The organism is Litchfieldella anticariensis FP35 = DSM 16096 (assembly GCF_000409775.1).
GTDB classification, from domain to species: Bacteria; Pseudomonadota; Gammaproteobacteria; order Pseudomonadales; family Halomonadaceae; genus Litchfieldella; species Litchfieldella anticariensis.
The window spans coordinates 149,368-171,324 of sequence record NZ_KE332393.1; the positions used below are offsets into that span (position 1 = coordinate 149,368).

General features: G+C 54.6%; 20 protein-coding genes. 6 read left to right on the forward strand and 14 right to left on the reverse strand.

Annotated elements, in window-relative coordinates; all coding sequences use genetic code 11:
* The first annotated feature begins 60 nt into the window (after window positions 1-60).
* Complete coding sequence (gene mnmE, locus L861_RS19095) at window positions 61-1,434, forward strand: tRNA uridine-5-carboxymethylaminomethyl(34) synthesis GTPase MnmE (protein WP_016418293.1); 1,374 nt, start codon at window positions 61-63, stop codon at window positions 1,432-1,434.
* A 4-nt stretch (window positions 1,435-1,438) separates the two neighbouring features.
* On the opposite strand, the gene L861_RS19100 is transcribed toward mnmE, so the two are convergent.
* From L861_RS19100 to rdgB, 4 genes are all read right to left on the reverse strand, one after another.
* The gene (locus L861_RS19100; protein WP_016418294.1) at window positions 1,439-2,290 is read right to left on the reverse strand and encodes a 23S rRNA (adenine(2030)-N(6))-methyltransferase RlmJ; all 852 of its coding nucleotides are present in this window, start codon (window positions 2,288-2,290) and stop codon (window positions 1,439-1,441) included.
* A gap of 87 nt (window positions 2,291-2,377) precedes the next feature.
* Entirely contained in the window at window positions 2,378-3,052 is a 675-nt protein-coding gene (locus L861_RS19105; RefSeq protein WP_016418295.1) for a YiaD family glycine zipper/OmpA-like lipoprotein, read from the reverse strand.
* 45 nt (window positions 3,053-3,097) lie between these two features.
* The gene (gene hemW / locus L861_RS19110; protein ID WP_016418296.1) at window positions 3,098-4,264 is read right to left on the reverse strand and encodes a radical SAM family heme chaperone HemW; all 1,167 of its coding nucleotides are present in this window, start codon (window positions 4,262-4,264) and stop codon (window positions 3,098-3,100) included.
* Window positions 4,261-4,860: an RdgB/HAM1 family non-canonical purine NTP pyrophosphatase gene (rdgB, locus tag L861_RS19115; RefSeq protein ID WP_016418297.1), complete on the reverse strand. Its 600-nt coding sequence runs from the start codon at window positions 4,858-4,860 to the stop codon at window positions 4,261-4,263. The genes hemW and rdgB overlap by 4 nt, the downstream gene beginning before the upstream one ends.
* Window positions 4,861-5,263: 403 nt before the next feature.
* Between rdgB and L861_RS19120 the strand changes: the two genes are divergently transcribed.
* From L861_RS19120 to L861_RS19135, 4 genes are all read left to right on the forward strand, one after another.
* A complete protein-coding gene (locus L861_RS19120; protein WP_016418298.1) occupies window positions 5,264-5,938 on the forward strand; it encodes a LuxR C-terminal-related transcriptional regulator in 675 nt (224 codons plus the stop codon).
* A 152-nt stretch (window positions 5,939-6,090) separates the two neighbouring features.
* The gene (locus L861_RS19125) at window positions 6,091-7,452 is read left to right on the forward strand and encodes a sigma-54 dependent transcriptional regulator (RefSeq protein ID WP_016418299.1); all 1,362 of its coding nucleotides are present in this window, start codon (window positions 6,091-6,093) and stop codon (window positions 7,450-7,452) included.
* Between the two features lie 454 nt (window positions 7,453-7,906).
* Entirely contained in the window at window positions 7,907-9,304 is a 1,398-nt protein-coding gene (locus L861_RS19130; protein WP_016418300.1) for a sigma-54 dependent transcriptional regulator, read from the forward strand.
* Between the two features lie 324 nt (window positions 9,305-9,628).
* Window positions 9,629-10,519 (forward strand): hypothetical protein, encoded by an 891-nt coding sequence (locus L861_RS19135; protein ID WP_016418301.1) that lies wholly within the window; start codon window positions 9,629-9,631, stop codon window positions 10,517-10,519.
* 51 nt (window positions 10,520-10,570) lie between these two features.
* Here the strand turns inward: L861_RS19135 and L861_RS19140 are convergent, their stop codons facing one another.
* The 10 genes from L861_RS19140 to L861_RS19185 form a co-directional block, all read right to left on the reverse strand.
* On the reverse strand, window positions 10,571-11,191 hold the full coding sequence (locus tag L861_RS19140) for a hypothetical protein (protein WP_016418302.1): 621 nt from the start codon (window positions 11,189-11,191) through the stop codon (window positions 10,571-10,573).
* Between the two features lie 26 nt (window positions 11,192-11,217).
* Window positions 11,218-11,919, reverse strand: a complete 702-nt coding sequence (locus L861_RS19145) for a C39 family peptidase (RefSeq protein ID WP_016418303.1) — start codon at window positions 11,917-11,919, stop codon at window positions 11,218-11,220.
* A 73-nt stretch (window positions 11,920-11,992) separates the two neighbouring features.
* Entirely contained in the window at window positions 11,993-12,373 is a 381-nt protein-coding gene (locus L861_RS19150) for a hypothetical protein (protein WP_016418304.1), read from the reverse strand.
* Between the two features lie 101 nt (window positions 12,374-12,474).
* A complete protein-coding gene (locus L861_RS23745; RefSeq protein ID WP_016418305.1) occupies window positions 12,475-13,614 on the reverse strand; it encodes a hypothetical protein in 1,140 nt (379 codons plus the stop codon).
* Window positions 13,615-14,055: 441 nt separating this feature from the next.
* Window positions 14,056-15,624 carry a bifunctional aminoglycoside phosphotransferase/ATP-binding protein gene (locus tag L861_RS19160; protein ID WP_016418306.1) on the reverse strand — a complete coding sequence of 523 codons (1,569 nt, stop codon included), beginning with the start codon at window positions 15,622-15,624 and terminating at the stop codon, window positions 14,056-14,058.
* On the reverse strand, window positions 15,621-16,916 hold the full coding sequence (gene hemL / locus L861_RS19165; protein ID WP_016418307.1) for a glutamate-1-semialdehyde 2,1-aminomutase: 1,296 nt from the start codon (window positions 16,914-16,916) through the stop codon (window positions 15,621-15,623). Before hemL ends, L861_RS19160 begins: the two co-directional genes overlap by 4 nt.
* 73 nt (window positions 16,917-16,989) lie before the next feature.
* Window positions 16,990-17,679: a thiamine phosphate synthase gene (gene thiE / locus L861_RS19170; RefSeq protein ID WP_016418308.1), complete on the reverse strand. Its 690-nt coding sequence runs from the start codon at window positions 17,677-17,679 to the stop codon at window positions 16,990-16,992.
* Window positions 17,676-18,518, reverse strand: coding sequence for a bifunctional hydroxymethylpyrimidine kinase/phosphomethylpyrimidine kinase (gene thiD, locus L861_RS19175; RefSeq protein WP_016418309.1), 843 nt, complete (start codon window positions 18,516-18,518; stop codon window positions 17,676-17,678). The genes thiE and thiD overlap by 4 nt, the downstream gene beginning before the upstream one ends.
* Window positions 18,518-18,949, reverse strand: coding sequence for a protoporphyrinogen oxidase HemJ (gene hemJ, locus L861_RS19180; RefSeq protein WP_016418310.1), 432 nt, complete (start codon window positions 18,947-18,949; stop codon window positions 18,518-18,520). The genes thiD and hemJ overlap by 1 nt, the downstream gene beginning before the upstream one ends.
* Window positions 18,950-19,008: 59 nt before the next feature.
* Entirely contained in the window at window positions 19,009-20,760 is a 1,752-nt protein-coding gene (locus L861_RS19185; RefSeq protein WP_016418311.1) for a chloride channel protein, read from the reverse strand.
* 134 nt (window positions 20,761-20,894) lie between these two features.
* Between L861_RS19185 and argC the strand changes: the two genes are divergently transcribed.
* Window positions 20,895-21,929: an N-acetyl-gamma-glutamyl-phosphate reductase gene (gene argC, locus L861_RS19190; protein WP_016418312.1), complete on the forward strand. Its 1,035-nt coding sequence runs from the start codon at window positions 20,895-20,897 to the stop codon at window positions 21,927-21,929.
* Window positions 21,930-21,957: the final 28 nt, after the last annotated feature.

Consider the following 21,957-nt stretch of genomic DNA (forward strand, 5'->3'; position numbering starts at 1 on the left):
TCTGGCGTTTGCAGGCCATCAACGGGACAATGCCGTCATCAGCCAAGCAGGATTCGTATCATGTCGCATCCCCCCCTCTATACTCAGGACACCATCGCAGCACTCGCTACCCCTCCTGGGCGCGGTGGGGTGGGTATCGTTCGTGTCTCGGGCCCAGGCTGTCGCGATATCGCCACTGCAATCCTGGGATGCTGTCCTGCGCCGCGTCATGCCCTTTATGGCCCTTTCCGTGGTGCACGGGAGCTCATCGACGAGGGTATTGCCCTGTATTTTGAAGGGCCCTATTCATTCACTGGTGAAGACGTTCTCGAACTGCACGGTCATGGCGGCCCTGTGATCATGGACTTACTGCTCGAGCGCTGCGTGCACTTGGGAGCACGCTTGGCTCGTCCTGGTGAGTTTTCCGAACGCGCGTTCCTCAACGACAAACTCGACTTGGCTCAGGCCGAGGCCATTGCCGACTTGATCGACGCCAGCTCTAAAACCGCTGCTGAGAACGCGTTACGCTCGCTGCAAGGAGAGTTCTCGCGACGTGTCCAGGCTCTGGTGGAGCGACTGATCGAGCTGCGCATGTATGTCGAGGCTGCCATCGACTTCCCCGAAGAAGAAATCGACTTCCTCGCCGATGGCAAGGTCGCTGCCATGCTCGAGACCGTGGTCGCGGAGTTGGTCGAAGTACGCTTGGCCGCTGGCCAAGGGGCGTTGATGCGCGAAGGCATGAATGTGGTGATAGCCGGACGCCCCAACGCTGGGAAGTCCAGCCTGCTCAATGCCCTCACCGAGCAGGATACCGCTATCGTTACCGAAATCGAGGGCACCACCCGTGATGTATTGCGGGAACATATCCACATTGATGGCATGCCGCTGCATATCATCGATACCGCTGGCTTACGTGATACCCCCGACGCCGTGGAGAAAATCGGCGTGGCACGTGCTTGGGCCGAAATCGAGAAGGCCGATCGCGTACTGCTGCTGGTCGATGCCACCACGACCCCGGCCATCGATCCCATGGCTATCTGGCCTGAGTTCGTCGCCCGCCTCAATGACCCCTCCCAGCTTACGTTGGTGCGCAACAAGATCGATACCAGCCAAGAACTCCCCGGACTCGACTTATCCACAACCCCTCCGGTATTGCGACTGTCGGCAAAAACCGGGGCGGGTGTGGATAACTTGAAGGACCATCTCAAGACGGTAATGGGTTTTTGCACTACCACAGAAGGACGCTTTTCCGCCCGTCGACGCCATCTGGATGCCTTGGATAGAGCGAAGCAAGCACTCACTAACGGCGAAGAGCAGCTACAAGGCTACGGGGCCGGTGAATTACTCGCCGAAGATCTGCGCGATGCCCAGCAAGCACTGGGAGAGATCACCGGTGAGTTCAGTGCTGACGACCTACTCGGAGAAATCTTCGGCAGCTTCTGCATCGGCAAGTAGCCCCCTACTCCCCGACCCACCAGCCACTTCGATAGTGCGCTGAAGCAGCCAGGAGAGGAACCACTGCCTCCATTACCGCCGTTAGTTCCTTCTCCAGCCCCCAAGGCGGGTTGAGCACCAGCATCCCGCTGCCATACATACCGTGCGAGTCACTCGGCGCAGCAAGCTGCAACTCGGCCTGCCATAGTTTGCATAGTCCATCGTCACGCATCCTTTCAAGCATCTCTCGGTGACGACCGGCCGGCAGCAGGGGGTACCACACCAATGCCACGGCATGACGCACCTTGCGTGCCAGATCCCGTAAGGCCGTGGCAACTTCCTGGTACTCCTCTTTGCGTTCGTAGCTGGGATCGATCAATACACAAAGACGCGGAGTGCCCACTGGTAACATGCGAGTCATGCCGACTAGGCCATCGCCGTGGATACGTCGGGCATTGGCAGGCAGTGGTTGAGCATCCAGGTGGCGATGTTCGCCGGGGTGCAATTCGAACAGACTGAGACGGTCCTGAGGCCGTAGAGCCTGGGCCAACCACCAAGGTGAGCCTGGATAATGCGTCAGTTCCTCTTCACGACCTTGCTGGACACTTTCCACCTGTTCCAGCCAGGCGTTCACCAAGGCGTTACGAGCACCCAGCTCACGGCGAGCCTGCCACAAGGGAGAGACCCCCGTACGATACTCCATCAACTTGCGACTCTCCGTCGCGTTCAGCGGGTAACAGCCACGACCAGCATGAGTATCAATATATGTAATGGCCGAATTTTTACGTAAAACATGCTGGATGACGGCGAACAGCGTCAAATGCTTGTGAATATCGGCAAAATTGCCGGCATGGTAGGCGTGTTGATAGGCAAGCATAGCGGCATTCCAGAAAGAAGACCCGCGCAACTCAGAAAGCTCGCGGGTCGTCGATTAACCTGGTTGGCAAGATAGCCAGGTATTACATTACATCTGCTGTTGCATGGGTGTCAGCGTGATCTCGACACGACGATTCTGCGCCCGCCCCGCTTCGGTATCGTTGCTGGCAACAGGCTGAGTGAATCCGTAGCCACTCATGCTCAAGCGATACTGCTGAACGCCCTGCTGAGCCAAGTAGTTGCCCACCGATTGCGCTCGCCGCTCTGACAAGCGCTGGTTGTATTCAGCGGAACCGGTGCTATCGGTATGCCCAGCGATGTTGACGCGTGTCTCTGGATACTCCAACAGTACCCCCGAAACATCATTGAGGGCCGAACGAGCACTGGGTGTCAGTTCGCTGGAGTCGAACCCGAAGGTCACACTACTGGGCATATTGAGGATGATGTCATCACCCTGGCGATCGACGCCGATGCCGGTTCCCTGCATCCGCTCACGCAACTGCGCCTCCTGGCGGTCCATATAGGCGCCGATGCCGCCACCTGCCGCAGCTCCCACGGCCGCACCGATCAGGGCACGATCACGCCGGCTGGTAGATCCGTCGCCACTGAGCGCCCCGGCTGCCGCTCCTATCGCAGCCCCGATGCCAGCCCCGGTCAATGTCTTGCTGCGCTGGGTCTGGCCACCATAGGGATCGCTGGTGGCACATCCTACCAACAGCACGGCAGCAGCGAGTGGATAAATCAGTCGATATGTCTTGGGCATTACGTTGCCACTCCTTGGGATTTACGGGATCAAACGCTTTCGACATCACTCGTCACTGAGCATGGTCAAAAGTTCGTTCAAGAATAATAGACCTCGGGATGATGCCTGAAGACGATTGGCATCTTCCACAAGAAGTCCTTTTTTGCGTGCTTCAAGCAAGTGCTCCTGCAACTCATGGGAGGGGCGGCCGGTATGAGTCTCCCAGCTCTCGAGTGATACCCCCTCGACCAGACGCAAGGCATTCATGGCAAATTCCAGCGGTAATTCTTCCTCCTCTACCTGTGCATGCCCAGCGACAAAACCTCGTGGATCGTGACGTCGGTGTAGATAAGCGTCAGGTTGACGACTCTTCCAACGACGTTCGATCCGTAGACGGCCGGCCTCATCCCAAGTACTGGTCTTGCTGTGCGCCCCTGCACCGATACCCAAGTAGTCGCCAAATCCCCAGTAATTCAGATTATGACGCGAGCGGCGACCAGCCTGGGCGTAGGCCGATATCTCATAACGCTTGAGACCAGCATTTTCCAACCGTTCGTGCCCAGCATCCTGAATATCCCACAGAATATCGTCCTCAGGCAGCACAGGTGGATGGGAATGAAACTCGGTATTCGGTTCCAAGGTGAGCTGGTACCACGACAAATGCTCCGGTGACAATGCCAGGCCCGCGTCGAGATCGGCCAGTGCCAGTTCGAGATCCTGTCCGGGCAGACCATGCATCAAGTCGATATTCAGATTGTCGAAACCCGCCTGGCGTGCACTGTGTACAGCCATGCGGGCTTCCTCGGCACCATGAATACGGCCCAATGCTTCGAGCTGCATCGGCTGGAAACTTTGCACCCCCAGCGACAAACGATTGATCCCAGCAGCACGGTAGCCGGTGAATCGTCCTTGCTCTACGGTACCGGGGTTGGCTTCGAGGGTGATCTCGATATCCGAGGCAAGTGGCAGACGCTCGGCCAATGCCTCGAAGAAATCCCGGTAGAACTTGGCCGACATCAGACTTGGCGTTCCCCCGCCCACGAACACACTGATCAGTTCACGTTCGTGGGCCAATGGAAGATCGGCCTCGAGATCAGCAATCAAGGCCTCGAGATACTCCCTCTCGGGAAGTTCCACACCACGGCCCATACCATGTGAGTTGAAATCGCAGTAGGGGCACTTACGCACACACCAGGGGATATGTACGTAAAGCGATAGTGGCGGCAATCTCATGACGCAAGACACTCCACCAGCTCACGCATGGCACGTCCACGGTGACTAAGGCGATTCTTCTCCTCGCCCGACAGTTCGGCCGCGCTCATGCCACATTCCGAAACCCAGAACAGAGGATCGTAACCGAAGCCTCCATTGCCACGTGGCTGTGCCAGGATCGTTCCCTCCCAGCTACGCTGGACGATCAAGGGTACCGGATCCTCAGCATGGCGCAGATAGACTAGCACGCACCAGTATCGAGCACTGCGCTCACCCTCGCCGACATCGGCAAGTGTTGCCAGTAACTTGCGGTTATTGGCATCATCGCTTTTGGGCTCTCCAGCGTAGCGGGCCGAGTGAATGCCCGGTGCGCCGTGCAGGGCATCGACTTCCAGCCCCGAATCATCGGCAAGAGACGGCAACCCGCTCACGCGACAAGCCTCTCGAGCCTTGAGCAGAGCATTCTCGACGAAGGACAGCCCCGTCTCCTCGACCTCGGGGACAGCATAATCCGACTGTGGCCGTACCATGTAGCCCAGCGGAACCAGCAATTCATGGAACTCACGCAGTTTTCCCCTGTTCCCACTCGCTAGCACCAACGGTTGTGCGGTCGACATCTCATGCTCCCGATTGATTGAACCAAGCGTTCCAGTTGGAAAATTTCTCCATGAGTCCTTATAAATCATAAGGATAAAAGCTTCTTGGGATAGTCATCAGTGAATTAGTGTAAAAGTATTAGATAACAATTCTGATACATTGAAAGGTTAATGATTTCGCTAGGCAATAGCGCATGATCGAACATGAAAAAGAAGCAAAGAAAAACCTACAACAATTTGTTTTATATGAAAATTTTCCCCGCAAGATTTGGATGGCCAGACTACAGGGAGAAAGGAGTCTCAGAAAGATTGTGTAACCGAACTTTACAAAACGGCATTAAGGGTCAACTCTTAGAATGGTGGACTTCCTCTAAATACATCATACCAACAACCTGTAGCACATCATAATCGTGGAGCAGACATCATGGGCCAAGGGAAAGGGATGGTGCTGCTGGTGACAGACAGCAACCCGCAGTCACAGCTTTTTATCGATTACATTCACGACCAGCTCGACTGCCCCGTGACGGCTGTCGCTCCGCATGACGGAATGGGAGAGATCAAGCAAGAGAGAGCTGTGTTGTTGCTCGATGCCGATCACGTCGATGACGACACCATGCAGGCCTGGCAAGCGAAGGTCGTCGATTACGACAACATCGCCATGGCTGCCTTCAACCTTCGTGACGAAGACCATTCCGCCGACGTACTCGCGACTTTGCACCTGCAAGGGGTATTTTATCGCAGTGATGACCTGATGTTGATCTGCAAAGGGATCAGCAAGTTATTGGAAGGCGATCTCTGGATGTCACGGACCTTGATGACACGGCTCATCGATTTCTATCGTCGCCAGCAGCGCAATGCTTACCGACCAGTTTGCGGGCTGACCCATCGCGAACTCGAAATCATTGGCTTACTGGGCTCAGGAGCGTCCAACTCGGAGATCGCTGATCGGCTGTTTGTCAGCGAGCATACGGTGAAATCACACCTCTACAATATTTTCCGTAAAATAAAGGTACACAACCGAATTCAAGCCATGAACTGGGCACGGCAGAACCTGGTGGCAATCCCCCCTCATGTCGGCAGACACCATCAGCATAATTAATCAAGAAAGATAAGGTAAAGACAACTTAACAATATCTTTAAGTCGCCTTGATTTCGACTTCGTTTCCTTTTGCAAGTTAATACTGAAATATCATTCACTTTGTAATTAAGGTTTTTATCCACTCCACCTGAGAGATAGAGGAAAGGTAAGCAATGAGTGTGATAAAAAGCATACTGATTGTGGGGGGGGCAGAGGAAAATTCCCATTGGTTAATTCATGAGATGCAGCAACGAGGGTGGAAAATATATCATTCGAATAGTCTCAACAAGGTGAAAGAGGCCCTTAGCGACCCCTCCCTTCGAGTAGGTTTGGTATATCTGGATGCTAAGCTTCTTGAAAATAGAAAGGAGCTCGAAAAGCGGTTATCCGTCATCCCAGTCAAATGGATAGCCTTGATCGACCAATCCATACTGGATGACAGCAAAAACTGCCTAACGTTGAAACGGATTTTTTATGCTTACCACACGCTGCCGATCGATGCGGAACAGATCGACTGCCTGTTAAGCCATGCCAGTGCCATGATGGCCTTATCCCTCTCTACACAAGGCGATGGGCAACTACCAACGGATGAATACGAAATGGTGGGGGCCACACCGGTCATGCACAAGCTTTTCAAGGCCATCCGCCGTGTGGCTGCAGTAGACGCCGCGGTATTCATCAGTGGAGAATCGGGTACCGGGAAAGAACTTGCCGCCCGAGCCATTCACGAACACTCAACACGTGCCGAATCTCCTTTCATCGCTGTCAACTGTGCAGCTTTACCTAGCAACTTGATTCAGTCCGAGCTATTCGGGCATGAGAAAGGATCTTTTACCGGTGCCAGTCAGAAAAAAATCGGACGCATCGAAGCCGCTCAAGGGGGGACCTTGTTTCTCGACGAAATCGGCGACCTGCCGCTCGAGATGCAGGTCAATCTGTTGCGATTTCTTGAAGATCACCATATTCAACGCGTTGGCGGTCTCAAGGAAATTCCCATGAATGTCCGGATTCTTGCCGCCACCCATATCAATCTGAATAAAGCAGTCAAGGAGGGTAGCTTTCGAGAAGACCTTTATCACCGGCTAAACGTATTGCAAATTCAAATTCCGCCTCTTCGCGAACGTCAGGAAGATATTGACATCCTAGCCCAGTTCTTTTTCAACAAATTTTCCAATGAGAAATCACTCCAGGTCAAGGGATTCAGCCAGGAGTCATTGGCGTTGATGCGATGCTATGAGTGGCCCGGGAATATACGCGAACTCATTAATCGTGTTCGTCGTGCCATCGTAATGTGCGAAAATCGCTTGATTCGACCCTGTGATCTGGGTCTGGAAAGACGAAAGACACCTCGTCATATCATGACGCTTGAGCAAGTAAGAGATAATGCCGAACGCAACGCTATCAAGGCCGCCTTGTCACGTAACAAATATAAGATACAAGATGCTGCCAAGGAATTGGGCATATCGCGCGTCACTCTATATCGTCTGTTAGAAAAACACGGCATCGAACGCCAGATCCCATCTGATATTAAATGATTTCCTCCATTATCATTTCCTTTCCATCTAGATTTTCTCCCATTTTATATATAACGATAACCCTATCTAAATCTAATTGTATAGTGGAAACAGAGACTGTCATGCATGCTGCTTATGGTTAAATTAAAGCAAAAACATAACCCCTGAAGCATTAAATATCTAATAAAATTCCTTTGGTTTAAATCTCGGAGCCGGAGTGCTTGAGGTCAATATTCTAATAAAAATAATTTAAGAAGGCATTAATATATTATCATCAAATGTAAATCATTAATCTTTACCAAGAAACATAACTTTACAAAGCTGGGTAAGAGAATCATGATTAATCACGTTCCTGAGGATTAGGGTTCACATTCAATCAATCTATAATCGCAAATATAAAATCACTTTCCACATTCCTATGAGTCAGTGATAAGACGACACAATGACTGGTCCATGCATCAAGGAGAAAGGTGCAATGGGAGACGCCAAACGACTACTGCTAATCGACGAGTCACCACATGATCGCCATATTATATCTCAACATATGGCTATCTTTGATTGGCATGTCAAGTGTGAGGAAAATATAAGGGATGCTTGCAGCACTATAGAAAGCGATAGTTTCTCTATCGGGATGATCCGCTTAGCTAGAAAGACGACAATACGAGAAGCCGACATCGAAAATCTGGTTGATAAAAAAAACATTGAGTGGATAGCAATCATTGATGAAATGCTTTTGGAAAATTCTGGTATCAAAAAGGTTATTAGCCAGCTTTTCTATGCATATCATGTTGCACCGATCAATGCCAGGCAACTCGATTGTTTGCTAAATCATATGATGAAAATGATAAAACTTCCCATTCTCCAGGAAGAGATAAATCAGATAGATACCGATAATAATGAGATGATTAGTGTTACCCCGAGTATGCAGAAGCTCTTCCAGACCATCCGCAAGGTAGCCTCGGTAGATGCCCCCGTCTTTATCAGTGGCGAGTCTGGTACAGGTAAAGAGCTAGCAGCACGGGCCATTCATCAGCACTCATGTCGAAAGAACGGTCCTTTCATTGCGGTCAATTGCGGTGCCTTGCCCAGTGGGCTAGTTCAGTCTGAGCTCTTTGGCCATGAGAAGGGCGCTTTTACCGATGCTAGACAACGGCATATCGGACGGATAGAAGCGGCCTCCGGCGGTACGTTATTTCTCGATGAAATTGGTGATCTTCCTCTCGATATGCAGATAAATCTGCTGAGATTTCTGGAGACATACCGGATAAGGCGGGTGAGCGGCCTTGAAGAAATACCTGTCGATATCAGGATAATAATTGCTACTCATGTTGATCTTGAGAATTCTGTCAAGATGGGTAAGTTTCGGGAAGACCTTTATCATCGACTCAATGTTCTGAGAATTCATATACCTCCGTTACGAGAGCGTAAAGAAGACATCGAAGTATTGGTCAATCTGTTTTTTGACAAGTTTTCTGATGAAAAATCTTCGAGATTGCGTGGCTTTACTCATGAAGCCATTGAACATATGAAAAGCTATAAGTGGCCAGGTAATGTCCGAGAACTTATTAACCGAGTTCGTAGAGCCATGGTCATGTGCGAAGAGAATTTCATTCGTCCTGACGACTTGGAATTAGAAAAACATATATCCCCAGATACTATCATCACACTGGAAAAAGCCCGAAACATGGCGGAGAAATCAGCGTTGGAGGCCGCATTGATTAGAAATCGTAACAATGTAATGCATGCATCAAGAGAGCTGCGCATATCAAGGGTGACTCTCTATCGTTTGATAGAAAAACACAACATCAACAGGAGTGAGAATATTACCTTCAACAATCATCATGAGGCAAGCGAAATAATCCAAAGAGCTTAAGAAGTGCTTAAATAGCCTAATAAGAAATTTCAAGTAGGATTATAACTATGAGCAAGCCATAAAGGCATCATAAAAACATGGAAGGGGATCATTGTCATGAGAATCAAGAGAAAGGTTACAACATATGGCATCAGCATAATGTGCCTGATGCTTTCAGGGCCTGTACTTGCTCAGATGGGGGGAGCAAACGGTACGACATCGTCAAGCGACAATGTCACACCACAACAAGGGCCTGTCGGTCAGGCTCCGCCGGAGCAGGAAATACAACCCGAGGTTCAGTCCATCCCGGATATCGGGGGCGTTTTGACACCAAAAGGTCGTTTGGTGATTGAGCCCTCACTGCAGTATTCCCATGCCAGCGTCAACCGTTTGACCTTTCGCGGTGTCGAGATTCTCAGCACTTTGCTGATCGGTGTGTTCGAAGCCGAGGATGCCGACCGTGATACTTGGACCGCAGCACTCACCGGTCGCCTGGGCGTCAGCGATCGCCTGGAGTTGGAACTCAAGGTGCCCTATGTCTATCGCAACGACACCCTATTTGCCACCGTGGCAACAACGGAAGGTCAAACGGAATTCGATATCGATCGGGATCTATCCGGCAATGGTATGGGTGATATCGAAGTGGCGGCCCACTATCAGATGAACAGTGGCCGGGACGGGTGGCCCTATTTCATCGCCAACCTGCGCTACAAATCGACTACCGGTGAAGGCCCTTTCGATATTCGCCGCGATTCCGACGGCATCGAGCAGGAACTGGCGACGGGGTCAGGTTTTCACTCCATCGAACCTAGCATTACCATGCTCTACCCATCCGACCCGGCCGTCTATTTTGCCAACCTCGGTTACATGTTCAACTTAGAAGATAACGTCAATCAACGGATAACCGATGACATACTCGTAGGCGATGTCGATCCCGGTGATGCCATCCGGCTCAGTTTCGGGATGGCCTATGCCATCAACGAGCGCTCGTCCTTCACCTTAGGGTTCAAGAACGATTTTATCGGCAAGACCAAAACGGAATTCGTAAATCCTGATAATGGCGATTCAGCGACAGTGAGTTCCCGTTCACTAAACATCGGTTCGTTGCTACTTGGCTGGTCCTTCCAGATTAGCCGCGATACTTCAGTCAATCTGGCACTCGAACTGGGGGTTACCGACGATGCTCCAGATACACTGCTGACTCTACGAATTCCCTTTGGCATGAATGCCTTCTAGACAGTTTCGACGATGGGTGACGCGCCAGCATGATGTCATGCTGGCGCCCATCTATCGTGTCAATGAGTTCAAAATTGCAGCACGCTGGTTGGCATGACGCAAGGCATCGATATTGTTGACCTGGATGTCGATATTCAACTCATGCGCGATTTCCCGGTTCGAAGCGTCACTGATGACACTTCCCACAATGGCATTTCGTGTCACGTTATGTAGCACCGATGTGAAACCATTCTGGTCGTTCAGGACAATGCCGGAAAATTGCTTCAGGCCGGGCACATTGATCGTTATGGGGGCCAGGTCGACGATCGACTGGCCTGCCTGGGGATTGACGATGACGGCTTGTCCGGTGGGATCGACCAGCGATTGAGAAACGACCTTCGCTCCAGATTCAGAGAGATTCATCACCGTCTGGTAGAGAATATCGTCGACCACGGTACGCAGTGTGGCACCGAAGTCGAGATCTAGCCCCGAGACCGAGAAACCACCTCGCAGCCCGGCAAGCGTCTCCGTCTCGATCACTACGGCATTGGCATCGGCAAAGGCATCATATTCCCCAGCCGGCTGCATGCCCAAGTGATCCCAGAATCCGCCGGCGAAGACGGTCGAGCTCGACGTCAGCATGAACACTACCAGCGACCTCCTGGTTACCTTGCCAGCCCATTGCTTGTACATGATTCGATCGCTCCTGCCTTGGCAGCTTATCGGCCCATCTCGTTGGGGCCAGGCAACAATAATAAAGAGGTTCCCAACCCCGCGCGGTGGACGCCTTGACGAAGAGGCGAGTCAGGTCTGACCTTCCAATCGCGTTCATGATTGAAGTATTGCTGGGCAAGTTGCATATCTGCCCGGGCCCCAAGCACGGTTCCTTGCCAGAGCGTTTCAAAATGCTCCTTAGGCACCACCACGGTTCCCACGGCGGGATCACCAACCAGGACTCGGTCATCATCTATACCTTTGATGACCACGAAGTGCTTGTAGCCACCGGTATTGATCAAGGTAATCGCGGGAACACCGATCTTGAGGTAGTCATCGAGGGTCAGTTTGAACCCATCGGAGTTCAGGCCCTGACTATCGAGATAGAGTTTCATGTCGAGCATCGAGAAGCCTTGTGCCTGAATCTGCTCAGGATTCCCGCTCCGGATCATTGACTCGAAGACTTCCGCTTCCGTGGTCTCGCGTCCGTAGTGGTAGGTCAGCAGAGTCGCGACAGCGGCCGCCCCACAACTATAGTCATACTGCTGGCGGACGACGGCATCCCAGCGCATTTCATTGAGGCTCCTGGCCTGGACATTGAAAGAGCCGAAGGGGCCGGCGATAGTGACCGGCCCCGCCCTGGTGTCGAGAGGCATCCCTCCCGTCAACAGGGCCAGCACCAGCAACATCTGTATCGGCTTGATCATGCATCCTCCCGACCGGTTGCCCCCGGTATTACATCCACGAGATACTGGTTTCCTTCTCCAATATTCATCGACCTCATTGCGGGGCATAGACACTGATATTGACCCCCATCGCCACAGCGTTGCTGTTACCCGTCATCATGTTAAACAGGCCAACACCAGAAAAATTGTCCAACGCCTGAGCTTCGACGGTAATCCCACCCGAGACGATGGTTCCTGCGGTGAAAGATGCACCGGATACCACAGACTCCATGTTCTGGATGCTTTGCACATTGACCAGATTCTTGAAGCCTTCCCGCCCTCTGAGTTGCTCCAATTCCTGGGGATCGATACTGTTCAGTGCATCGAACCCCGAAACCTCAATGATTGGTTCAGCACTGACACTTGCCGCCACACTCATCGTTCCGGCCACAAACAACCCCGTCAGTGATCGCCGCAAGTTCGACGGAATATTCATGGAATGCCTCCTTTCGTCATTTCCGCCAATCCCGCTTGTCGATGGCAAAGGGACTGGCGGAAACACTCCGCCAGTCCGGTTTCACACGACAAGCCGTACGATCAGTTGCCGATACTGACGTTGCTATGCGCAGCAACGTTGGTAGCAGCCAGTTGGGAGTTGTAAATGCCGGTCGACAGGTTCATGTTGGCGATCCCGCCGAAGGTGCCGGCACCCGCTGCCATCGTGGCTGCGCCAGTTGCCAGGGTGGCACTGCCGCCATTGCCGCCGTCGCCGCCATTACCGCCGTTGCCGGCCTGGGCCATGGCATCGCCGCTGGTGCCGGTACCGCCACCGCCACCGCCACCATTGCCATTACCGCCATTCCCTGCCAGGGCATCGCCACCATTGCCACCGGCACCACCAGTACCTGTCCCGGAACCAGTACCGGAACCAGTGCCGGAACCGGCACCACCGGTTCCACCGGTCGATGCGGATGTGGCGGTAGCATCACCGCTGGTAGCATCCCCACCCGTCAGGGTGTTGTCGTCGTCTTCAACGACCACAGCCAAGCCACCCAGGGCACCGTTCGAGGCATCGGTATCGCCATTGGTCGAGCTGGCATCGCCGCCTTGGCCAGCACCGACTCCCAGGCCCAGACCAAGGCCCACGCCATCACCGCCATCATCGCCGTCACCAGCGTAGGCATTTCCACCGTCACCACCGTTACCGTTGCCGCCGGCTCCCCCAACGCCAACGCCCACAGTCGCGGCTATGGCATCACCGCCATCAGCTCCTGCGGCTCCCGCCGCACCGGCTCCGCCATTGATGTTGATAGGGGCGCCTGTGACGGTGGAACTCAATTCCTGCAGAGCGATCACGCTGGTGGAGGTGTTGAAGGATTCACTCCAGGCATTGGCATTACCGCCGGCCCCGGATGTTCCGCCGGAGCCGCCCATGCCGCCGGCACCACCGGTTCCCGTGCCGCTTCCTGCGCCACTGGTCGCGGAAAGTGAGTTTTCATCGTCCAGTTCAGCATCATTGGCGACCTGGGCATTGGAGAGCCCGATACCCGCACCGGTGCCACCATCGCCGCCATTGCCACCATTGGCACTGCCACTACTGCCACCGACGGCGATAGCTGCCGAGTTGACCTCTTGATCGACTTGGTCAGCAACGCCTGCAGAGGGGTTGGCATGGGCTGTGGATATCGCCATCACCAACGCCAACGCGGACGTTCCCGCTAGTACATACTTGTTCATGGTGTGTCTCCCTATCATGCATGATGATGAATTCCCAACGGCGTAAGATGAGAGCGGATACCGAACTCACAGCAAGACGATGTCAATGGCCGCGGCTATGCATCGTCACAACTCGATTACTCTCATTTACAGCCAATTACTTATTAGCACAATACGTGCCACAAAGAGGTGGAATATAAATATTCGTATAAAAACAAATAGATATATTTTCATGACTATCTAAAAGGGAGAGAAAAAGGCGGGAAGACAGGGAGAATGATGCCAATTCTGTTTCACAAACTATACATAGCTCATTAGAAAATCAGCATTAAGAATAGTAAATATCTTTGTAACCAGTCACTTAACATCTTTGTCACATTTACCACTTTTGTGACAGAGCGTGAGAAGGTCAAAAACGAAGTGTTGTGCAAATGAAAGGGAAAACAGACGGCCGACGATGATTCAGGTCAGGCGCAAATGCTGCCGAATCAATTCCACCAAGGTTTCACCAGCATTGTGTGCCGTGGTATCCAAATGCACCAGTTGGCGCCGTTCGTCGTCGGCGAAAGGGTCGCGCTGGGCAAGCTGGCGTTCGAGCACGGCCAGACTGGCCTCGGCAGGATCGCCAACACGACGGGCTCGTTTCTCGATACGAGTTCTGAGCGTAGCGTCATCGGCTTCGAAACTGACCATCAAGACAGGCAAGCCACGCGCTTCAGCCTGTTGGCTCAAAAGTTCACGCTGTTCCCGTTTCAAGCACGTCGCATCAATACACACGGGCAAGCCCGATTCCAGCAATATGCCGGTGAGTTTGGCCAAGTGCCGGTAAGTCAGGCGAGTCGTCCCGGGCGTATAGATGTCCACACCCTGTTGACGACTATCCGCCTGTGGAGAAAATCCGTGCAAACGCTTGCGCTCTACATCCGAACGCAGGCGCACACTCCCCAGACGACGCACCATCTCTCCGGTGAAACGACTCTTACCACTGCCAGAAACGCCGACACCAATGACCAGATAAGGAAACCGGAATTCGGCGTACTCCTCAGCAAGTGCCAGAAAGTGGCGGAATTCATCATGTATCGCCTGGCGACGGTCATTGGCGAGTTCCGGCTGGTGATAACGCAGCATGGCGACCTTGGCACGCACCACGGCATGGTAAAGCTTGTAGTAACCAAGCACACGCACCAGCTCATAATCGCCGGACAGTTCCAGATAATGGTTCAAGGCATGACGGGAAAAGGCCATTTCCCCTCGTGCTTCGAGGTCCATCAACAAACAGGCCAGGTCACAACTGACATCGCAGCAGCGCAATTCCTCATTGAATTCGATCCCATCGAACATCAGAACACGCCCCTCGTAACACACGGCGTTGCCCAGGTGGATATCGCCATGCGCTTCGCGGACGAAACCGTCATGGTGGCGTTGCTCGAAGGTGGTATATAGACGTGCGTGCATCTCCTCGGCCCTGAGGGCAAGAGATTGCAGTCGCTGACGATCCTCCTCGTCAGGAAGACGGGCCATGATCAAGGCGAATTCACGGGCCAGGAGTCCACGGGTAGCATCAGCGGAACCCAGCGTGGAGCTCTCATCGACCCGGGCAACTTGTTCATGGAATATCACCAATTGCTCGGTCAAGTCATCGATCAGCTCAAGCGATAGTTCACCACTACGTTGCAGATTGCTGAGCAGTTGACGATTGCTGAACTGACGCATCTTGACGGCATATTCGATGGGGGCGCCGGCATCGCCGACGCGTGGTGATCGAGGTGTTCCCGAAATCGGTACCGCCGCCAGATACAGGTTAGGCGCCAAACGCCGATTGAGGCGGACTTCCTGGTCGCAGAAACGATGGCGGCGTTCTAGAGAGGAAAAATCGAGAAAGCCACCGAAATCCAGTGGTTTCTTTATCTTGTAGGCATAGTCACCGGTGAGCAGGATCCATGAAATATGCGTCTCGCATACTTCCACCCTACTTACCGGATGGTCGTAACAACCTGGATCTCGAAGGGACTCGATCAGTGCGTCATTCACCCAGTGGACTCCCTCAGAGTCGCAAACGCGGCCTTTGCCCCATCCAGTGTCATCTGGATGTCTTCCGGCGTGTGCGCGCTGGACATGAACCCAGCCTCATAGGCCGAAGGCGCCAGGTAGACCCCTTGATCGAGCATCGCCGAGAAAAAGCGCCGGAAGACATCGGCATCGCAAGCCGTGGCCTGGGCAAAGTTTTCCACTTGCGACTGTGCAGTGAAGAACACGCCGAACATGCCGCCTACGCGTTGAGTGATCATGGCCACTCCCGCGGCATCAGCCCGCTCCTGAAGACCCGAACACAAGGTCTCGACTCGTTGCGCCAAGGCCTGATGAAAGCCTGGTTCGCGAATCTTGGAAAGCAGTGCAATTCCCGCCGCCATGGCCAGTGGATTGCCGGCCAGGGTACCGGCCTGATAGACCGGTCCCAGCGGGGAGATCTGTGACATGATCTCACGCTTGCCACCGAACGCACCGACAGGCATGCCCCCGCCGACGATTTTACCCAGACAGGTCAAATCCGGCATGACGCCATAGAGACTCTGAGCCCCGCCAAGAGCGACCCGAAAGCCGGTCATCACCTCGTCGAAAATCAGCACACTGCCGTACTCGTTACAGACACGACGCAAGCCTTCCAGAAAACCGGGCACAGGCGGAATGCAATTCATGTTACCGGCCACCGGCTCGACGATGATACAAGCTATCTCATCGCCGATTTTCGCGAAGCACTCTTCCACCGCCTCCATGTCATTGTAGGGAAGCGTCACGGTGTGTTCGGCCAATGCCGCCGGCACCCCCGGCGAACTGGGTTCACCATGCGTCAGGGCACCGGAACCAGCCTTGACCAACAACGAATCCGAGTGGCCATGATAGTTGCCCTCGAACTTGACGATCTTGTCGCGTCCGGTATACCCCCGTGACAGACGAATTGCCGACATGGTGGCCTCGGTCCCGGAATTGACCATCCGTACCAGTTCGATACTGGGAATGATCTCGCAGATCAGATCGGCCATGGTGGTTTCGATGGCGGTGGGCGTGCCAAAGGAGAGACCGTTGTCGAGGCGTTCACGCACCGCGCCCAGTACCTCCGGATCGGCATGACCGGTAATCATCGGCCCCCAGGATCCGACATAGTCGATATAGCGCTGGCCCTCGACATCAAACAAATAGGCGCCCTGGGCACGTTCGATGAATACCGGCGGTCGCTCCAGTCCCTTGAAGGCACGCACTGGCGAGTTGACACCACCGGGAATGTGACGGCAGGCCTGTTCGAAGAGCTGTGCGGAAGTGGTCATGGAAGCCTCTTGCGTCTGGGAAAACAAAAGATCTGTGGATAACTATCTGGACAATGCGGATAACTTTCCGTGATTACCCTGTGGATAAGCCCTGAATCGTCGCCTCTAACGGGGGTTCTCGCGACAATGACCGATTCAACGCTCTTACCCTGGCCTCGATGTCCTCGCCCCCGAATACCGCATGTACACAAGCGAGTAACTCGGCACCGGCACGACGTGCCAAGTGGATATTGTCATGACCGATGCCACCAATCGCGGCGCGCGGCAGGCCGAAATCAGCAGCTTTGCCAAGCAGCGCCAGGTTGGCCGGTGGTGCATCCGGCTTGGTGCTCGAAGCGAAGAAACGTCCAAACGCCAGGTAACTTGCCCCGGCTTTTGCGGCCTGCTCGGCCAACTCCAAGCGACCATGACAAGTCGCTCCAATGATCGCTTGTCCTCCCAAGCGTTGCCTGGCTTCGGACAGTTCGCCATCATCCTGGCCCAAGTGAAGGCCAACATTGGCATGTCCTTCACGACGTAAGCGTAGCGCCAGTTCGACATCATCGTTGATGATCAAGGGCACCCCGTAATCCTGGCACAGTGCCGTCAAGGTACGAGCCTGCCGCCATCGCTTGACGTCATCCATCGACTTGTCACGATACTGCAGTAACGCCAAGCCACCGCGCAGTGCACACTCGCAACCGTCGAACAACTGCGCATCATCCGGTAACAGACCGGCGTCAGTAATCGCATAGACCCCATGGGTCCAGTCATGATGGCTCATGATGGTGCATCCTGTCGGCTTAGGTCGGAATGTTGCCACAGACGCCGCGGTAGCGACTGACCACTTCCCGGACACCAGCCATGCTTGAGTGTCTGCCAGGTGTAGGCCTGAGCCTGTTCGCAAGCCAATACCAGACTCTCACCGGCTGCCAGACGAGTGGCCAATGCCGCAGCCAAGGTACAACCCGAGCCATGAAAACTGCCGGTCAGCCTCGGCCAGTGCCATTGACGTCCATTGTCGGGGGTATGCAGAGTGTGGACAACCTGATCGGGTGCTGAGCCCGCTGGCGGCGTGTCGGTGCCGGTGACCAGTACCGCCTGGCAACCCAGCGATAACAAGGCCACGGCACGATCGGTATCATTGTTCGCTTCGCGTCCTACCAGCTGTGCCAGTTCTTCACGATTGGGCGTAAGAATATCCACAAGCGGTAGCAGACGGCTGCGAAATGCATCGAGCAATTCAGCTGTGGATAACATTTTCCCGCCACCGGCCTTGAGTACCGGATCAGCCACCAGAGGTACTCCTGGGTAACGGTTCACGATATCCATGACCGCATCCAATGCGTCAAGGCTGGCAATCAACCCAACCTTGATCGCCGCCACCTTGAACTCAGTCAGAGCTGCCGCCATGGCTCGCATGTCATCGCCCCGACATGGCATGAGATGGTGTACGTCATGACAGTTCTGCACTGTAAGTGCCGTAGGAATAGTCAATGGCCAGCCACCACAGGCGGAAATCGCCTCGGCATCGGCAACCAGACCGGCACCGCCGGTCGGGTCATGCCCCGCCAGTACCAGAACGACCGGCAGATATCGGGTGGTGTGCAATGTATTCCCCATCAGAACGGCTTGACCACGACGAGAATGACAATCCCCAGCAAGGCAATGACCGGGGCTTCATTGAACCAGCGAAAGAACACATGAGACTTCTGACAGGTACCCGCCGCCAACTTCTTCAGATACGCCAGACAAATATGGTGGTAGACGATCAGTGCCACCACCAGAGCCAGCTTGGCATGCAACCAGCCTTGACTCAGGAAAGCCGGCACCAGTGCCAGCAACCATCCACCAAGCACCAGCACGACAATCATGGAAGGGAGCATGATGCCACGATACAGCTTGCGTTCCATGATCCGGAAATAGTCGATCGCCTGTTGGTCGCCACGATCGCGAGCCAAGGCATGGTAGACGAACAGGCGCGGTAAATAGAACAGTGCGGCGAACCAGGTCACCACGGCGATCAAATGCAGCGCCTTGATCCACAAATACATTCCGGCTCCTTAGTCCCCTAGTGACAACACTGCCATCCTTATCGTCATGAGGCGTGCGTCTATGGCTTGTAACGATAGTAGTTCTCGATAGCGTCACGAGTGATGATACCGGAAATTCGTCGCATCATCGGTGTCGAGGTATTATCCACATATAGAGCGTCAACGGCATGATCGTTCAAGCGGTCGAACGCTTCCGAGAGCGTCGCCTGCAGGTGAATAGGCGCCATTTCCAAGCGTTGACCGGGAACTTCGAGCAAGTCCAGTCGTTCTTCCTTGGCCCATAGTTCCTCGTCGAGCAGAACTCGAGCCAGATCTGCCGCCTTTAGCGCCAAGGTTGGCTCATCGTCGCTGGAACTCACGATCACGATCCAGGAGGGCTTGCTCTCCAGCAAGCTCTTGGCTTCCTCGCGACTCACCATACGCCGCGTCTTGGCCACATTACGCTCCATGACCGCTGGCACGGAAACGCGTGACAATGCCTGCCTCAGCGGCAACTGCAGCGGGTGCAGGCCATGCCGAGTGAGATTGATGAAGAAACCATCGCAACGGCACAATTGTCGTGCCGTAAGCCCCGAAATCACCACCGCGAGCATACCGGGCAGAATGATATTGGGGCTATGAGTCAATTCCAGTAGCGCCATCAATGCTGCCAGAGGTGCCTGCAGCACCGCTCCCATCATCGCCGCCATGCCTAGCATGGCGAACAACCCTGGCTCCGCTGAAACCTGAGGCCAGATCCAGCTTCCCAGCATGCCACTCAAGGCACCGGCAGCCGCCCCCATTACCAACACCGGCCCGATGATGCCGATTGGCACACCACAAGCCACGGTAAAAGCAGTGAGCAATAACTTGCCAATCACCAGCGCAATCAACACATCCACGGCCAGTTCCCCACCCAGAGATGCGGCCAAGCTGTCATAACCGATACCCTGTACCTCGGGATACCACCAGGCAACGGCACCGGTAGCAAGTCCCACCGCCGCCAGTCTGAGCCACAATGGCCAGCTCGCCAGCCGCCCCCCACTTTTGGCCACATGGATGAATCCCCCGGCCAGTAAACCAATCACCAGCGCAGTGACCACGATCCATGGCAGGTTGAACAGAGACCCCAGTACCATACTGGGTACCTGGAAAGCTGGCTCGGCACCATAAACCAGTTGCGCTACCAATGCCCCCATGGTCGACGCCAGGATCACGGGCATGAAGCCGGCGATGGTGTACTCCATCATCACCACTTCCATGGCGAAGATCACACCAGCGATGGGAGTATTGAACGACGCCGAAATTCCCGCTGCCGTGCCGCACGCCACCAGCACCCGCAAGCTGTTGTGTGGCAAGCGAAGTCGTTGACCCAGCCCACTGGAGGCCGCTGCGCCCAGGTGGATGGCCGGCCCCTCGCGACCAGCAGACAAGCCACCAACCACCGAGACAACGCCTACCCACCATTGGTTGATCCAGTTGCGCAGTGGAAATCGCCCTTGGTGATAGGTCAGACGCTCGATGACATGAGCGATGCCCAGCTTGCGCGCACCGGGGGGCTGCCGCCACAACCAGAGCCCGATCAGCGTTACCGCCACCAGTGGCAAACCAGCCCGAACCCAAGGAACCAGCCCTTCGAAGGCTTCAGGATTGTCACCTGGCATCAGTGCCAATGATCCCAAGTCCAGTAACAATCGAAATCCCACCATCAGGCTGCCGGTAACGACTCCCGAAGCCAGTCCCAGCACGCATAGTTGGGGCAAGGCATCGACATTGGCCAGCTGGTGGCGAAAGCGTTCCAGGCTCAGATTAGGCAAACGTAGTCGTGGCACGATACCGCAATCCTTGTGGAGTCGGCGCCGCTCGAGGCTCCAGGGAGGTCAAGCGTGCAGGAAGATGTCACACTGCTTAAAGGTGTATCATATTGAAAGAATCACGTCTCAACCGGCCATCAAAGGAGTCCTTCGTGATCAAGGTAGGTATCGTCGGCGGTACCGGGTATACCGGCGTCGAATTGCTGCGGTTGTTGGCAGGTCACCCCGAAGTCGAAATCGAGGCGATCACCTCACGCTCGGAAGCCGGTCTCGCCGTCGACGAGCTCTATCCCAATCTGCGCGGCCACTATCCCGGTCTGGCATTCTCCGAGCCGGATCCTGTGCGCCTGGCCGCGTGCGATGCCGTATTCTTCGCTACGCCGCATGGTGTCGCTCATGCCCTGGCCGGCGAACTACTAGAGCGCGGCACTCGGGTCATCGACCTATCCGCCGACTTCCGTCTCAAGGACGCCGAAGAGTGGGCACAATGGTATGGTCAACCGCATGGCGCCCCAGGACTGCTTGAAGCCGCCGTTTATGGTTTGCCGGAGGTTAATCGCGATGCTATTCGCCAAGCGCGGCTGATAGCCGTACCAGGTTGCTATCCCACAGCCGTACAACTGGGATTGCTGCCGCTGCTGGAGCAGCGGTTGATCGACCTCGACCATGTCATCGCCGACTGTAAGTCTGGTGTCACTGGAGCGGGACGAGGGGCCAAGGTGAGTTCATTACTGGCCGAAGCCAGCGAGTCGATGAAAGCCTACGGTGCCAGTGGCCATCGTCACCTGCCAGAAATTCGCCAGGGCCTGGCACAGGCGGCAGGACAAGCCGTGGGTCTGACCTTCGTGCCCCATCTAACGCCCATGATTCGTGGCATCCATGCCACCCTTTACGCTCGACTCACTAGCGAACCGGGCGACTTGCAGGCACTCTTCGAGCAACGCTTTGCCGATGAGCCGGCAGTGGATGTGATGCCCTTCGGTAGCCATCCCGAAACCCGCAGCGTCAAGGGAACCGATATCTGCCGTCTTGCTGTGCATCGCCCCGGCGGTGGTGACACCGTGGTGGTGCTGGCAGTGATCGATAACCTGGTCAAGGGAGCATCGGGACAGGCCATCCAAAACCTCAACCTGATGTTCGGTTTCGATGAAATGGCCGGGCTCCAAGCGCCAGCACTCATGCCCTGACCGCCGAATGCCCCAGCAAAAGTTGACC